13 protein-coding genes are annotated in these 13,155 nt (G+C 58.5%); 6 read left to right on the plus strand and 7 right to left on the minus strand.

Going from position 1 to position 13,155, the window contains the following annotated elements:
* Positions 1-64: 64 nt before the first annotated feature.
* Positions 65-352: a DUF3509 domain-containing protein gene (locus tag AC1DIH_RS24640; protein ID WP_477773618.1), complete on the plus strand. Its 288-nt coding sequence runs from the start codon at positions 65-67 to the stop codon at positions 350-352.
* Between the two features lie 167 nt (positions 353-519).
* Here the strand turns inward: AC1DIH_RS24640 and AC1DIH_RS24645 are convergent, their stop codons facing one another.
* Together AC1DIH_RS24645 and AC1DIH_RS24650 are read right to left on the minus strand one after the other, a co-directional pair.
* A complete protein-coding gene (locus tag AC1DIH_RS24645; protein ID WP_477773619.1) occupies positions 520-1,473 on the minus strand; it encodes a TIGR02285 family protein in 954 nt (317 codons plus the stop codon).
* Positions 1,427-2,626: a CaiB/BaiF CoA transferase family protein gene (locus tag AC1DIH_RS24650; RefSeq protein ID WP_477773620.1), complete on the minus strand. Its 1,200-nt coding sequence runs from the start codon at positions 2,624-2,626 to the stop codon at positions 1,427-1,429. The genes AC1DIH_RS24645 and AC1DIH_RS24650 overlap by 47 nt, the downstream gene beginning before the upstream one ends.
* A gap of 148 nt (positions 2,627-2,774) precedes the next feature.
* Here AC1DIH_RS24650 and AC1DIH_RS24655 point away from each other — a divergent pair, with 148 nt between their 5' ends.
* The 3 genes from AC1DIH_RS24655 (at position 2,775) to AC1DIH_RS24665 (ending at position 6,579) form a co-directional block, all read left to right on the plus strand.
* Positions 2,775-3,317, plus strand: coding sequence for a YaeQ family protein (locus AC1DIH_RS24655; protein ID WP_019692025.1), 543 nt, complete (start codon positions 2,775-2,777; stop codon positions 3,315-3,317).
* A 66-nt stretch (positions 3,318-3,383) separates the two neighbouring features.
* On the plus strand, positions 3,384-5,093 hold the full coding sequence (gene recJ, locus AC1DIH_RS24660; RefSeq protein ID WP_477773621.1) for a single-stranded-DNA-specific exonuclease RecJ: 1,710 nt from the start codon (positions 3,384-3,386) through the stop codon (positions 5,091-5,093).
* Positions 5,094-5,472: 379 nt separating this feature from the next.
* Entirely contained in the window at positions 5,473-6,579 is a 1,107-nt protein-coding gene (locus AC1DIH_RS24665) for an NADH:flavin oxidoreductase/NADH oxidase (protein ID WP_477773622.1), read from the plus strand.
* 149 nt (positions 6,580-6,728) lie between these two features.
* Here the strand turns inward: AC1DIH_RS24665 and AC1DIH_RS24670 are convergent, their stop codons facing one another.
* Complete coding sequence (locus AC1DIH_RS24670; protein WP_477773623.1) at positions 6,729-7,262, minus strand: hypothetical protein; 534 nt, start codon at positions 7,260-7,262, stop codon at positions 6,729-6,731.
* Between the two features lie 106 nt (positions 7,263-7,368).
* Here AC1DIH_RS24670 and AC1DIH_RS24675 point away from each other — a divergent pair, with 106 nt between their 5' ends.
* Positions 7,369-7,800 (plus strand): anti-virulence regulator CigR family protein, encoded by a 432-nt coding sequence (locus AC1DIH_RS24675; RefSeq protein ID WP_477773624.1) that lies wholly within the window; start codon positions 7,369-7,371, stop codon positions 7,798-7,800.
* Positions 7,801-7,945: 145 nt separating this feature from the next.
* On the opposite strand, the gene AC1DIH_RS24680 is transcribed toward AC1DIH_RS24675, so the two are convergent.
* Positions 7,946-9,580, minus strand: a complete 1,635-nt coding sequence (locus tag AC1DIH_RS24680; protein WP_477773625.1) for a glucan biosynthesis protein D — start codon at positions 9,578-9,580, stop codon at positions 7,946-7,948.
* 484 nt (positions 9,581-10,064) lie between these two features.
* Here AC1DIH_RS24680 and AC1DIH_RS24685 point away from each other — a divergent pair, with 484 nt between their 5' ends.
* Entirely contained in the window at positions 10,065-10,250 is a 186-nt protein-coding gene (locus tag AC1DIH_RS24685; RefSeq protein ID WP_477773626.1) for a hypothetical protein, read from the plus strand.
* A gap of 78 nt (positions 10,251-10,328) precedes the next feature.
* On the opposite strand, the gene AC1DIH_RS24690 is transcribed toward AC1DIH_RS24685, so the two are convergent.
* The 3 genes from AC1DIH_RS24690 to AC1DIH_RS24700 all read right to left on the minus strand — a co-directional run bounded on the left by AC1DIH_RS24690 (position 10,329) and on the right by AC1DIH_RS24700 (position 12,496).
* Positions 10,329-10,619, minus strand: coding sequence for a type II toxin-antitoxin system RelE/ParE family toxin (locus AC1DIH_RS24690; RefSeq protein ID WP_477773627.1), 291 nt, complete (start codon positions 10,617-10,619; stop codon positions 10,329-10,331).
* Positions 10,588-10,845, minus strand: coding sequence for a CopG family ribbon-helix-helix protein (locus AC1DIH_RS24695; protein ID WP_477769089.1), 258 nt, complete (start codon positions 10,843-10,845; stop codon positions 10,588-10,590). The genes AC1DIH_RS24690 and AC1DIH_RS24695 overlap by 32 nt, the downstream gene beginning before the upstream one ends.
* Before the next feature lie 370 nt (positions 10,846-11,215).
* Positions 11,216-12,496: a glycoside hydrolase family 68 protein gene (locus tag AC1DIH_RS24700; protein ID WP_427532996.1), complete on the minus strand. Its 1,281-nt coding sequence runs from the start codon at positions 12,494-12,496 to the stop codon at positions 11,216-11,218.
* Positions 12,497-13,155 lie beyond the last annotated feature (659 nt).

The raw sequence follows: 13,155 nt of genomic DNA on the forward strand, positions 1-13,155 counted from the left end.
CGGGCCAGTGGTCATTTATCACGCCCTTGGCACTTTGTTTTCGGACTATTGAGTGGTGATCGAGATGGAAAGTATCAGCCTATTGCTGGGTGAGGCATTGAGCCCGTATCAGGTAACACTGACCCCGTCAGGTGCCCATGGCGAATGCCTGGTGACATTGAAGAGTGCCGCTGGCGCGATCGTGGTCGAGCGTGAGTTCAATCAGGCGCAGTTCACGGATAAACGGCTGCTGACAGATGTTGTCGACGGCTTGCACCGCGACTTGTTGATCGCCGAGGGACGGCTTGAGCCCAGCGTGATTGCGGCTCTGCGCAATGTTGCGCAAGACAAACGCCTGGCTGGCAGAAGCTGATTTGTTTTTTGCGGGAACCTTCGCGCAATCAGGTTAGTCAGACCCTGTATCAACAAGAGCAGGCATTGTGCTCCGGTGTTTGTCGCTTGTTGTACGGGTCCTTGTAGGCCACGTTTAACCCCGAGTCGTTTCCCCACTTCTCGGGGTTTCTTTTGCCTGGCGTTTGGTCAGGGTGTCTCATTCTGGAAAAACCTCTTGGCATCTTCCAGGTACTCACTGCGCATTTTCGGGTCGAGCCATTGTGCGTAAAGCTCGACCAGCCTGGTCTGCCCCGGTCCGCGCAATATTTTGTTGATGTGAGTGATGGCCTGACGGCCCTGCTCGGTGTCCGAGCAGGCAATGTGAATCGACTGGTACTTGTCCGTGCCGCGAATCGCGTAGAACTCCAGATCATCGAGCGATATGCCTTGCTGTCGGGCCTGATAACGAATCTCCGACCAGTAACCCAGCAGGGCGGTCAAACGGCCCAGGCGCTGCATTTGCAGCAGACTGCCAAGGGCATCGTTACCGTAATGGGCTGCCAGGCTGTTGCTCGGTGCCTGTTGCAGCAGGCGGTCAACGACCTGGCCGTAACTGCGTTCGGCGACCACTCCCAGTTTCTTGTCCTGATGCGCCAGCAACCGCTCCAGATCGACGCTGTTGCCGATGATGAAGGGCGCAAGTGCTTCGCGGTCCGCATGGCGTATCACAATGCCGTTGCCAGGGATTCGATAGGCCGCGATGGAGTAGACGATCCGTTTTGCCCGTTCCGCGCTCCACAGCAGCGAAGGGTCGCAGGTGAAGCTGGGTTCCAGGAGCATTTGCATGCCGCGTGCGCGGTTGACCTGAAAGGTTGTGTGTTGGTACTCGGGCATGCTGGCGATCAATAGCGGTAAATACCGGTCGATCACGCCCTGGCTTTTTTGCGGCCCGTCGACAATCGTCAACGGCGGCAGATCGCGCAGCAACCAGATCAACGTGTCCTTGGCTTGAGCTACGGGGGGGATTGCCAGCAGGCATGCTAGGGCTGTGCCGAAACCCAGCACTCGAAGGTACTGCGCCGCGCCTCTGCGAATGGCTGACAACCCTTGCAGTTTAGATAGCCCCATCTGCACGCAGTTGCGCGATCTGTTCCACGTCATAGCCAAGCTCGCTCAACACCTGCACGTTATGTTCACCCAGCTCCGCTCCAACCCATTCGCAAGCGCCCGGTGTTTCCGAGAGTTTCGGCACGATGCCTGGCATCTTGAAGTCTTTTCCATCGGGCAGCTTGGCTTGCAGGAACATTTCCCGCGCGAGAAATTGCGGGTCGCTGAACATGTCTTCGGCGCTGAAGATCCGGCTGGCTGGCACTTCGGCCTGGTTCAACTGCTCGATCACCGCATCCAGCGGCAACGAACTGACCCAGCGATCAATGACCCCATACAGTTCATCACGACGGCTATCGCGGCCATCGTTGCTGGCAAGCGCTGGATCGTTGGCCAGGTCGTCGCGGCCAATGGTCTGCATGAAGCGCTTGAAGATCGCATCGCCATTGGCACCGATCTGCACGTGCTTGCCGTCGGCGCTGGTGTGGATGGAGGAGGGCGTGATGCCGGGCATGATGTTGCCGGTGCGCTCGCGGATAAACCCGAACACATCGAATTCCGGGACCATGCTTTCCATCATGGCGAAGATCGCTTCGTACAGCGCCACGTCCACCACTTGCCCCTGACCACCGTTGACCTCGCGGTGACGCAAGGCCATCAGCGCGCCGATCACGCCCCAGAGCGCGGCAATCGAGTCACCGATGGAAATCCCGGTGCGCACCGGCGGTCGGTCCTCGAAGCCGGTGATGTAACGCAAACCGCCCATGGACTCGCCCACCGCGCCGAAGCCCGGTTGATCCTTCATCGGCCCTGTTTGGCCAAAGCCGGACAGACGGACCATCACCAGTTTTGGGTTCAGCGCATGCAGCACTTCCCAGCCCAGGCCGAGTTTTTCCAGCACGCCGGGGCGGAAATTTTCGATCAGGATGTCGGCTTCGCTGAGCAACTGCTTGAGGATTGCCAGGCCGTCGGGGTGCTTGAGGTTCAGCGTCAGGGACTTCTTGTTGCGCGCCTGGACGAACCACCACAGCGAAGTGCCCTCGTAGAGTTTGCGCCACTTGCGCAACGGATCACCGCCATCCGGAGATTCGATCTTGATTACTTCGGCGCCGAACTCGGCACAAATACGCGAGGYGAAAGGGCCGGCGATCAAGGTGCCGAGCTCGATGACTTTCAGGCCGGCAAGGGGTTTGGCAGTGAGCGGCATGGGTAATCCTGTAGGACAAAGACTGAATCAATACAGCGTTTTAGCATAGCCCGAGCCTCATCGCCCGAGCTTGATGGCGGTCATGTTTCGTTGATTGACCCGGCATCGGTTAGACTTGCCGCCTTTCCTCGTATCAAGAAGCCCGTTCATGGCCCAGCCGTCCACGACCTACAAGTTTGAACTGAACCTTACCGACCTCGACCGCAGCGTGTACGAGAGCGTCAAGCAGACCATCGCCCGCCACCCTTCGGAAACCGAAGAGCGCATGACTGTGCGGCTGTTGGCCTACGCCCTCTGGTACAACGAGCAGCTGTCCTTTGGCCGTGGTCTGTCGGAAGTGGACGAGCCAGCCCTGTGGGAAAAGAGCCTGGATGACCGCGTTCTGCACTGGATCGAAGTCGGCCAGCCAGACGCCGATCGCCTGACCTGGTGCTCGCGTCGTACCGAACGCACCAGCCTGTTGGCCTATGGCAGCTTGCGCGTTTGGGAAACCAAGGTGGTTCCGGCGGTAAAAAACCTGAAAAACGTCAACATCGCTGCGGTGCCTCAGGAAGTCCTGGAAACCCTGGCCAAGGACATGCCCCGCGTTATCAAGTGGGACGTGATGATCAGCGAAGGGACGATCTTCGTCACCGACGACCGTGGTCAACACGAAGTCCAGCTGCAATGGTTGGCCGGCGAGCGCGGCTGATTTTTCGCCGCAGGATCGCATCACCCGGTTTTATCCTACGTATTCAAGAGAAGCACCTGTCACCCCATGCGCATCGAACCTCGCCTATTGCCCGACACCCTGCCATTCCTCGGTGATATTCCACCCCTGTTGACCCGTTTATACGCGGCGCGGGGTGTGCAGTCGGAGGCGGAGCTGGACAAGAGCCTGGCGCGCTTGATCCCGTATCAACAGCTCAAGGGCATCGAGGCTGCGGTGGACTTGCTGGTGGTGGCGCTGGAGCAGCGTCAACGGATTCTGATCGTTGGCGATTTCGATGCCGATGGTGCTACAGCGAGCACCGTTGGCCTGTTGGGACTGCGTCTGCTGGGCGCGGCCCATGTCGATTATCTGGTGCCCAACCGCTTTGAATACGGCTACGGCCTGACCCCGGAAATCGTCGCGGTGGCGCTGGAACGTCAACCACAGTTGCTGATCACCGTGGACAACGGCATATCCAGCGTCGAGGGCGTGACGGCGGCGAAAAAGGCCGGGCTCAAGGTGCTGGTCACCGATCACCACTTGCCCGGTGACGAACTGCCGTTGGCCGATGCCATCGTCAATCCGAACCAGCCAGGTTGTGAATTCCCGAGCAAGGCGCTGGCCGGGGTCGGGGTGATTTTCTATGTGCTGATGGCGTTGCGTGCACGCTTGCGCAGCCTGGGCTGGTACGAGAGCAGGCCGCAGCCGAACATCGGTGAGTTGCTGGATCTGGTGGCGCTCGGCAGCGTCGCCGACGTGGTGCCACTGGATGCCAACAACCGGATCCTGGTGCATCAGGGCCTGGAGCGGATTCGCGCCGGTCGGGCTCGGCCGGGCATCAAGGCCATTCTAGAGGTGGCCAAGCGTGATCACTCGCGTATCACCTCGACCGACCTGGGGTTCATCCTCGGCCCGCGCCTGAACGCGGCGGGACGTCTGGACGACATGAGCCTGGGCATCGAATGCCTGCTGACCGAAGACGTGGCGCTGGCCCGTGAGATGGCCGCGCAGCTCGACGGGATGAATCAGGACCGCAAATCCATCGAGCAGGGCATGCAGCGCGAAGCGTTGGCCCAGCTCAAGGACTTGCCGCTGGAGTCGATGCCGTTTGGCCTGTGCCTGTTCGACCCCGAGTGGCACCAGGGTGTCATCGGGATCCTCGCTTCGCGTATGAAAGAGCGCTATTTCCGTCCGACCATCGCCTTTGCCGATGCAGGCGACGGCATGCTCAAGGGCTCGGGGCGCTCCGTGCAGGGTTTTCATATTCGTGACGCCTTGAGTGTGGTGGCGGCGCAACATCCGACACTGATCAGCAAGTACGGTGGTCACGCCATGGCGGCGGGCCTGACGTTACCGGAAGCGAATTTTCCATTGTTCGCCGAGGCCTTCGACGCTGAAGTTCGCCGGCAAATGCGTGAAGAGGACCTGACCGGGCGATTGCTATCGGACGGCACCCTGGCGGTCGAAGAGTTTCATCTGGAACTGGCCCGCGCCCTGCGCCATGCCGGTCCCTGGGGCCAACACTTCCCGGAGCCGCTGTTTCACGGGGTGTTCCAGTTGGTCGAGCAGCGCGTGGTCGGTGAACGCCACCTCAAGGTGGTGCTGAAAAGCGAATGCGGTTCGGTGAAGCTCGACGGCATTGCGTTTGGCATCGACCGCGACGTCTGGCCGAATCCGACCATTCGCTGGGTCGAGCTGGCCTACAAACTCGACGTCAACGAATTCCGCGGCCAGGAAACCGTTCAGCTGATGATTGCCCATATCGAACCGCGCTGAGCCCGGTTCCAGCAGAAAATTCAACGGGGCCTTTGTGGCGAGGGAGCTTGCTCCCGCCGGCCGGTCCGCGCTCGGGCGCAGCAGTCGTAAAACCATTTACCGACATGCGTCAGGCAAAACGCATTTGGGGCCGCTCCGCGCCCCAGCGGGAGCAAGCTCCCTCGCCACAGGTTTGATGTTGCACTCAGACTATGCGCTTTCATTTCTTGAACCCTCCCTGATCCCCCGATGTCGACTAGGCTCTAATCACTGCTTGATTGGCCTTGTGACGTTTTGTCCATTTTTTTACCCGCGGGGGCGGGTGCCGCATCCTTTCCTGTCACTCGTCGACTATTCAAACAGAACCCTGGAGCCTGCCCACTGATTTGAGAGGTGCCCCATGAGTCTGCTGCTTGAACCGTATACCCTTCGTCAATTGACCCTGCTCAACCGCATCGCGGTATCGCCGATGTGCCAATACTCCAGCGTCGACGGACTGGCCAATGACTGGCATCTGGTCCACCTCGGCAGCCGTGCCGTGGGCGGGGCCGGCCTGGTATTTACCGAAGCCACGGCAGTCACCGCCGAGGGGCGGATCACCGCTCAGGACCTGGGCCTGTGGAACGATGAACAGATCGAACCACTGCAACGCATCACCCGCTTTATCACCGCCCAAGGCGCCGTTGCCGGAATTCAACTGGCGCATGCCGGACGCAAGGCCAGCACTCACCGGCCGTGGCTGGGCAAACATGGCAGTGTCAAACCCGCGGATGGCGGCTGGACCCCGGTCGGCCCCTCGCCGATAGCCTTCGACCCTCAGCACACGCCCCCCACACCACTGACCGAGGTGCAGATCGCCGAGGTGATTCAGGCGTTCGTCGAGTCGGCCAAACGTGCACTGACCGCAGGCTTCAAAGTGGTTGAAGTGCACGCGGCTCATGGCTATCTGCTGCATCAGTTTCTGTCGCCGTTGAGCAATCAGCGCCGTGATCAGTACGGCGGGTCTTTCGAAAACCGCATTCGGCTGGTGCTGGAAGTGACCGAGGCGGTACGCGCGGTCTGGCCTGAAGAGTTGCCCTTGTTCGTTCGCGTATCGGCCACCGATTGGGTTGAAGATGGCTGGAACCCGGATGAAACCGTGGAGCTGGCGCGGCGCTTGAAAGCGTTGGGGGTCGATCTGGTCGACGTGTCGTCCGGCGGCACTGCGGCGAATGCGGAGATCCCGACCGGGCCGGGTTATCAGACGCGGTTTGCCGAGCGTGTGCGCAAGGAGTCAGGGATTGCCACCGGCACCGTCGGATTGATTACCGAGCCTGCGCAAGCCGAACACATTCTGCGCACCTGTCAGGCCGACATTATCCTGCTGGCTCGTGAGCTATTGCGTGACCCGTACTGGCCGTTGCACGCCGACGATGACCTGGGCGGACGCAAGGCCATCTGGCCGGCGCAGTACCAACGGGCAACGAGCCGCGATCAGCCGATCCATGAGTCGGATTTACGTGACTGATCCGTACGGTGCAAGCCAATAAAAAAACGCCGCTTTCCCATTGAGGGACAAGCGGCGTTTTTTCTTCAGTGAACAGCACCGCGTGGGCGGTGGGCCTTGTGCGTCGCACGAGAGCACGCAAAGGCTCTCGCGACGACAAAGGGTCGGGTTTACTGATCCAGTTTGGTGCTCGAAGTGACCGCCTTACTCAAGCCCTTTGTGTTGTGATCGCCTGGCGTGGTGGCTGAGATCGCAGTGGCCTTGGTCAGGCCGTGCGTGGTTTTGGCATGTGCAATCCCGGACGTAGCCACGCCGTGGCCTTTATGGGCATTACGAGCGAGGCCAGTGTGATGGCCTTTGATGCCGTGGTCCCTGACTGCGCGCCCGTCATGATCGGTTTCCTGACCTTCCTTAAGACCGCTTAGGCCATGATCTCTGACCGCTCGGCCGTCATGATCGGCTTCTTTACCTTCAGCACGGCCATTGTCGCCAGCTTCAGCAGAATGACCTTCTGCGCGGCCGCCATTGCCGATGCCGCCGCCGTGACCTGCGCCGTTGCCAGCACCGCCAGCACCACCACCAGCACCGCTACCGTGGCTTCCCCCGTCTTTTGCATAAGCAAAGCTGGTGGGGAGTAAAGGCGCAGCAGCCAGCATCATGACGCATGACATCACAGCGAAAAGGTTCGATTTTTTTAAAAGCATGATTGCTTCCATCGATCAGGGTAGGTTTGTATGAAATAGGACGCCTATCCCTGTCTATAGTTCTCAGGCTCCCGACAGAAGGCACTACGACAAGGGGATTACGGATATGACGACTCGTTCAGTTGTAGCTTTTTTGACAAGCATCACACTTTTGTGTGGCTCAACGGCTCTGTACGCAGATCCTGGCAATGGGAACGGCAACCCGCACGGTAACGGGCACAAAGGCAACAAATCCCAGAACTATCAGCAGGGGGGTGGATACGGAGGCCCGCAAGTCGACGTAGGCGGTGTTCGAATCATCGTCGGCAACAGTCGTGATTATTGGTCGCCTGGTCCAGCGCTACCGCCTGGCATTCAAAAGAAGATTGCCCAAGGAAAACCTCTGCCACCAGGAATCGCCAAAAAGCTGGACGGCAGGATGCTGGAAAGGCTGCCTCGCTATGAGGGCTATGAATGGCAGCAAGTCGGTACAGACCTGATCCTGGTGACCCTCGCAACCGGACTTATTTATCAGGTCTTGCATAACGTGGTGGACTGATTTTCCGGCTGCAAGCCCCGGATCCAGGGCGCTCCCGCATTGGATTTGGGTGCACACAAAATCAGTGTTCACTCCGCTCAAATGTGGGAGCGAGCCGGCTCCGGGCGGCGATCCGACGATGGGGCCGGCTCGGAATCCACTTACCTCAAGAGGCCGCCCAATCCGGGTACTTGCGCTTGTCCGGCGCAGGCGGGAAATACTGATACAGCCAGGTCTCGCTCAACGTCCGGTCATGAGTGCGGATGAACAACCGCAGTTCTACCGGCGCCACGCTGTCATCGGTCGGGACCCAGTCGAAGGTGATTCGATAGCCTTTGATGTCATCCAGCGCCAGCACGTTGAAATCCTTGACCTGGCCGCTCGACGCCGTGACCACCGGTTCGATGCCGGTGCCTTCAGGCAAGCGATCCAGTCCGCCGCCGGTAAAGTCGACCGCAAAACGCCGCGCCCAGACTTTCGGATAGTGCTCGCCGGGGGCCCAGCCTTCGACGAAACCGCCCATGCCCGAACGCGTGGCATTAACCCGCGCCAGCGGCGTGCCAACGGGTGGCAGGGCGCTCCAGTAGAGCTTGTAGCCGTAGTTCAGCGAGTCGCCTGCAGCCACCGGTTTTTTCGGGGTCCAGAAGGCCACGATGTTGTCCAGGGTTTCGCCGGTGGTCGGGATTTCCAACAAATCGACAGAGCCTTCGCCCCAGGCGGTAGTCGGCTCGACCCACAGGCTCGGGCGCTTGCTGTACCAATCGACGGTGTCCTGATAACTGTCGAACTCATGGTCGGTCTGCACCAGACCAAAGCCTTTCGGGTCCGTGTCGGCAAAGGCGTTGAATTGCAGGGTCGCCGGGTTATTCAGCGGACGGCAGATCCACTCGCCGTTGCCGCGCCACATGGCCAGCCGATCCGAGTCGTGGATCTGCGGGTGAAGGGTGTCGCACATGCGCCGCTCGTGAGTGCCGCAGCTGAACATGCTGGTCATCGGCGCGATACCGAGTTGCTCGATGGCTGTGCGCGCATTGACGTGTGCGTCGATGGCCATCACCACCTGATTGGCCTGGCAGTCGATGTCAAAGCGGTAGGCACCGGTGGCACTTGGCGAGTCGAGCAGGGCATAAACCACGAAGCGGGTGCTGTCCTTGTCCGGGGTTTCAAACCAGAACTTGGTGAAGTCCGGAAACTCTTCGCGTTTCTTCGCATAGGTGTCGATTGCCAGGCCACGGGCCGACAAACCGTACTGGCCGGTGTTATCCACCGCACGGAAGTAGCTGGCGCCAAGGAACGACACCACGTCATGTTTATCCAGCTCCGGGGCCTTGAACAGCTTGAACCCGGCAAAGCCCAGGTCGCCCTTGAGCTGCGCGGTATCGACGCCGCTGTTCTGGTAATTGAACAGGGACGGGTGGAAATGCACTTCCCGCGCCTGACGGGTCTTGGGGTCGACGCTGTACATGCGCACCGGTTGTTTGAAACCCATGCCGACGTGGAAGAACTGCACGTCGAGTTGCCCGTTCAGGTCATTCCACAGCGAGTGTCTGGCGTCGTACTGAATCGCGTTGAACTGCTGCGGCGTCATGTTCGCCAGCGTCGGCGGCAACACCTGCTTGGTGTCGGCATACCCACTGCTGGCCAGTTGCTTGGCTTGGGCCTGCAACGCCTCGAAGTCGAAGGTCTGGGCCTCGCCATCGGCCGTCCCGGCCCAGGCCCGCGCGGCCAACAATCCAGTGGCCGAAAGGCCGGTGTAGGCAGCGATGGCCATGGAGGCTTTGAGCAAATTCCTGCGGTGCATAGGACAACCTGTGGTGGACGATCCCGCGGCGTTCCTGGCTGCGATTCGGATCAAAATGTGAGGTTCGGACAAGCCTTCGGCCAAACGCGTCGGATTCTAAACAGATGCCCAATAAGATAAAGCGTTCGAAATAACTCGAAAATGGTGAGTGTGCGCTTGATGGAAAATTCCCACAGGCCGTGCCAGGGCTGCGTGTTACTCGCAACGCCAGGCGTGCAACTGCATGAGCGGGTCTCCCGAGGAGATTCAGCTGTCATTCAAGCCGACATAGTGTTTCAAATAAGTGTTTTCATTTATTTGACTAATTACTCTAAAAACAGCTCGCAAACGTTTTTTTGTTCCTATTCTTAGGCTCATGACCGGTCTTTGCCCTTGAGACCGGTGAACGTTCAGCCGGACTCACGCAAGTGCCATACATGGTTGAAACAGGAACAGGGCGATGAGGTATCTGAAGTTTCAGTTCACGTGCAGAGGGACATCGTCCATGGAAAAAGCGCAAGGCGTCATCGGGTTTTTAGGGGTTTTCTCAGGCTTGAGCCTCTCGCGAAGGTCGCGCCGGCTCAGCTCGGAGGAGGTGAAACTCGTCGAGCAGTATCGGCAGTTGTCGGAGAGTGACCGGATTGCGATGCGTTATCTGGCGGACGCGATGCACCGTGTTTCGCGGTTTTGAGGCGGGTGACGGTCCCTCCCATGTTCGCTTATGGGAGGGGCTGTTTGTCTTGTGCACCAGCCCCGATTGCATAGAGTGTCACCACTCCTGATTACGCTCGGTTCGTTCATGCAATATTCGCAGGATCTGCACTTGGCCGAGTACCAGGCGATAAGGTGCAACAAATGGAAACTGATTCAGCACAAGCTCACGTATATCCGGTACCGGTGAAGGACGCCCGGAGCCGGGGAACAGTTCAAGTTGGCTAAAGGTGTTGAGGATGCTTGTCACCACATCGTTGGCAGCGGCTGTGCCAATCAGCCCGCAATAGTGTTCATGAATAGCGTCCAGATCACTCTCAGCTTTCTCGGTCAGTGCGACTCTCGGCACGATTTGCCCACTTAGCCTTCACGGCGTCCAGATCGGTCAATTTTCCAGCATCGGCATCGGCAATACCTTCGCTGATTGCTTGCAGGTGCCAGGATTCGGCTTCTACATAACGCACCAGTGCGCGCTTGAGGTGGTACTGACGGTCGCGATCGGTCGCTGCTGCAAGCTGATCCAGTTGCTGGGCAAGAATTTCTTCGACTCGAAAGGACAAAACGGGCGAGGCCATCGCGGCTCTCCTGTGAAGGTGTATACATTGTAAACGACGTAAACACCCTAGGCCCTGCCAAGATTTCAGTCAATCACCAGTTGCGCGCGCGGTGTCAGGAAATCTTAGCGGGGCAGGTGCTGGAGGGAGTGCGCGATATGTTGCCAAATGCTTGCTCCCTGGCGTGGCGATTGAACAGGCTGATGCCAGGGAGAAGACCCGTTACTGGCTGCATCCTTGCAGCCAGTTCCGAAGGGTCGATGTTACGCATTGTTCAATGCGGCTCCCGATCAAGTCGCAATGAGTCAGGCGCGGATATCTCGATCATATCCACAACGTGTTTGTTATCGAATTCAAACCCGGTGCCTGAAGGCCCTATATTGCTTCGATACTATTTCAGCGTTACATCAATCATCGGGGGAATGTAACCATAGTCATATTCGGCCACCACGAAAGTCTGCTGCCCTTTCACCTTGATGCCCACTGTCGGCGCTTCAGTGCCGCCGACCCGGTACTGCATTCCGGTGTCGCTTTCCTTTGTGGGTACGGTGTCGATGAACGAAGTCACCAGGCCGTTAGGCATCACGTAATGTGAATAGGTTTGAAATGGCTGGGAAGAGGGGTTGCCCAGCACCAGACCGGAACCGTTCAGTGGCACGTAAGGGCCGAAGAGCGAATCCGCGACGAAACCGTACACCCCGTCCGGACCAGTCACACCGTCGGCATAAGTGAATTTATGGCTGATGGTGAACAAATAGTATTTGCCGTCCTGAAACAGGAAGTGTGGACGTTCGGTCTGGTCATTGACGCCTACTGCAGTCAGCAGTGGGGGCAACATTTCCCAGTCGTCGCCATCTTCGTCATTCGCTACGGCGATACCGACACAGGCGGTTTGGAAGCGCGAGTTACCGACATCTTCATAGCCCGGCGGTACGTCGCCGATTTCAGCTTCGCCGACCTTGTGCGAACCACGCTCACCGGCCACGTTGCCCTCAAACAGCATGTACAGCTTGCCGTCTTTCGGATCGCGGAATGGCCATGGATCACGGAAGCCCCAGTACGGATTCTGCGCTTCGGTCTGATAGATCTCGCCGTCAGCCTCGAACAGCGACGTAACCTTTTTGAAGCCCACCATCTCGACACCATGCTCGGTAGTGACCACGCGGCCACGCACCTTGACGATCGTGGCGCCCGGCGTGACGGCGGTGTAATACAAATCCACATCGCCCTGGTCGTTCAACAGAATCGGGGAGCCAGCCCATTCACGCGTGGTTGGAGACACACCTTGCGCCATCACGCGACCACCAAACTGCCAGTCTTTACCGGTGCGGGAAAACCAGTAGTACATCTTTGCCCGACCATGACGATCGTTCCAGTCTCGGATGATGTCGTAATTACCGTTCTCGTCGATGTACTCCGGATCATTCGGGTGGCGATCTGCCGTCAAGGTGAAAATGACCGACCAGCCGTTGACAGAAGCCACGTTACCGTCGATATCGCGCAGCGGCATGGTGTCCCAGATGAACACCTCGTTGCTCAATACCGGGAAATCCGCACTGACCAGAGGCTGGGTAGTGGTCGGATCATCCGCGTGAACTTTCAGCGCGTCGGCGCGGGTCCACAAGCTGGGCTGGTGGGGAAGCTGACCAAGTTTTTCAGTGTTGCTTTTCATAGGGAGTACCTCATCCATGAATTTATTTAAATGAATCTTCGTTAATTACTGTATATCCATACAGTGACTTCACTGTAAGTCAGTGAATTTTCAAGATCAAGAAAAAATTCCAATTTTTTGGATTTGTAGGTTTTTTGTTGCTAGCTGATACGTTTCATCAGGGGATTTTTTGCACAAAAAAGGCCTGCCTCTCGGTAAGCCTCTGGTCGCCAGCTGTGGGGCTTGATGTGGTTTTGATGTGAAAAAGATCTTTTTGGACCGTTACGCAGCCCAACGGAGGGCACGCTCCGCTCGGCACAAACCAGTGCGCAATTTCTGATCTGTTTATTCTTTCCCCAAAGCCTCGGTCGGAGGCTACGTTGCCTTGCGTCGCTGCCTACACCTGCGCCAGAATCCGCCGGCTTGTGCGTCTTGGGCCTGGCTCCTATTGTTTCCGTGTCGCTGCCCATTCAGCGACCGGGTTTCGCAGCCTGGGTAATCTCTAGACGCACAACGTCCCCGTTCGTGAGCAGGTGTCCTCTATGCCTGTCAGTTCATGTTATGGCGGTTGTGCGTGGGAGACCTTCGGGTCTGCCGGTTCTAGAGTCCCGGTCTGCGAACCCGCGTACAGCTGCCACCTCCCTTTGCTTCGCAGCGAATCGTGGCAGCTCCATGACTCT

It is taken from the genome of Pseudomonas sp. 05N36 (assembly GCF_056397385.1).

Bases quoted from the DNA above. Each gene is read 5' to 3' on its own strand.
- AC1DIH_RS24640 (WP_477773618.1), top strand. From the start codon at position 65: ATGGAAAGTATCAGCCTATTGCTGGGTGAGGCATTGAGCCCGTATCAG.
- AC1DIH_RS24645 (WP_477773619.1), bottom strand. From the start codon at position 1,473: ATGACGTGGAACAGATCGCGCAACTGCGTGCAGATGGGGCTATCTAAA.
- AC1DIH_RS24655 (WP_019692025.1), top strand. From the start codon at position 2,775: ATGGCCCAGCCGTCCACGACCTACAAGTTTGAACTGAACCTTACCGAC.
- recJ (WP_477773621.1), top strand. From the start codon at position 3,384: ATGCGCATCGAACCTCGCCTATTGCCCGACACCCTGCCATTCCTCGGT.
- AC1DIH_RS24665 (WP_477773622.1), top strand. From the start codon at position 5,473: ATGAGTCTGCTGCTTGAACCGTATACCCTTCGTCAATTGACCCTGCTC.
- AC1DIH_RS24670 (WP_477773623.1), bottom strand. From the start codon at position 7,262: ATGCTTTTAAAAAAATCGAACCTTTTCGCTGTGATGTCATGCGTCATG.
- AC1DIH_RS24675 (WP_477773624.1), top strand. From the start codon at position 7,369: ATGACGACTCGTTCAGTTGTAGCTTTTTTGACAAGCATCACACTTTTG.
- AC1DIH_RS24680 (WP_477773625.1), bottom strand. From the start codon at position 9,580: ATGCACCGCAGGAATTTGCTCAAAGCCTCCATGGCCATCGCTGCCTAC.
- AC1DIH_RS24685 (WP_477773626.1), top strand. From the start codon at position 10,065: ATGGAAAAAGCGCAAGGCGTCATCGGGTTTTTAGGGGTTTTCTCAGGC.
- AC1DIH_RS24695 (WP_477769089.1), bottom strand. From the start codon at position 10,845: ATGGCCTCGCCCGTTTTGTCCTTTCGAGTCGAAGAAATTCTTGCCCAG.
- AC1DIH_RS24700 (WP_427532996.1), bottom strand. From the start codon at position 12,496: ATGAAAAGCAACACTGAAAAACTTGGTCAGCTTCCCCACCAGCCCAGC.